Origin of the sequence: Micromonospora arborensis, from assembly GCF_003205615.1 — a bacterium.
In the GTDB taxonomy this organism is placed as follows: domain Bacteria; phylum Actinomycetota; class Actinomycetes; order Mycobacteriales; family Micromonosporaceae; genus Micromonospora; species Micromonospora arborensis.
In genome coordinates, this window is record NZ_PYBV01000010.1 from 3,633 (window position 1) to 4,420 (window position 788).

Consider the following 788-nt stretch of genomic DNA (forward strand, 5'->3'; position numbering starts at 1 on the left):
CTGCTCGCCGCCGAGGACGCGTTGCCCGACCCGCTGCCGGTGGCCGGTGGGCAGGTCCGCGTCCAGGTCGTCGATGCGCAGGGGCGGATCAGGGCCGCCTCGATCGACGCCGATCGGTTGGTGCCGATGGTCCGCCCGGAGCGGCTGGACCGCGACCGTCGGCAGCGACTGGAGGTGCCGGCGGAGCGGGTCGGGCTCGCCGGCCCGGTCCGGGTGGTCACCGTGCCCGCCGGCACCGCGGCGGACCCGCTCACCGTGCTGGTCGCCCGGTCGCTGGCCGACGTGCGGCACAGCACCCACGTGGTCCGGACCATCCTGCTGGTGGCGTTTCCACTGCTGGTGGCGGTGCTGGCCGCGGTGGCGTGGCGGGTGGTGGGCGCCACTCTGCGGCCGGTCGAGGCGTTACGGCGGGGCGCCGAGGAGATCACCGGGCGGGCCGGCCCCGGCCGGCTGCCGGTGCCCGCGTCGGGCGACGAGATCCACCGCTTGGCGGTCACCCTCAACGGCATGCTGGACCGGCTGGAATCCGGCCGGGTCCGTCAGCGGGCGTTCGTCTCCGACGCCGCACACGAGCTGCGCAGCCCGTTGACCAACATCCGCACCGAGCTGGAGGTGGCCCAGCGCCTCGCCGACCGGACGGACTGGACCGCGGTGACCGCGAACCTGCTCGCCGACACCGACCGGCTGAGCCGGTTGGTCGACGATCTTCTGCTGCTGGCCCGCCTGGACGAGGCTCCGCCGGCCCGGGGGACCGGCCCGGTGGAGCTGGGCGCGCTGCTGGCCGAGGT

General features: G+C 75.9%; 1 protein-coding gene. It reads left to right on the forward strand.

The genetic code is table 11. The features are described from left to right. The coding region (locus tag C7C45_RS07635) for a histidine kinase dimerization/phospho-acceptor domain-containing protein (protein WP_244200282.1) at window positions 1-788 on the forward strand (788 nt) is incomplete at both ends.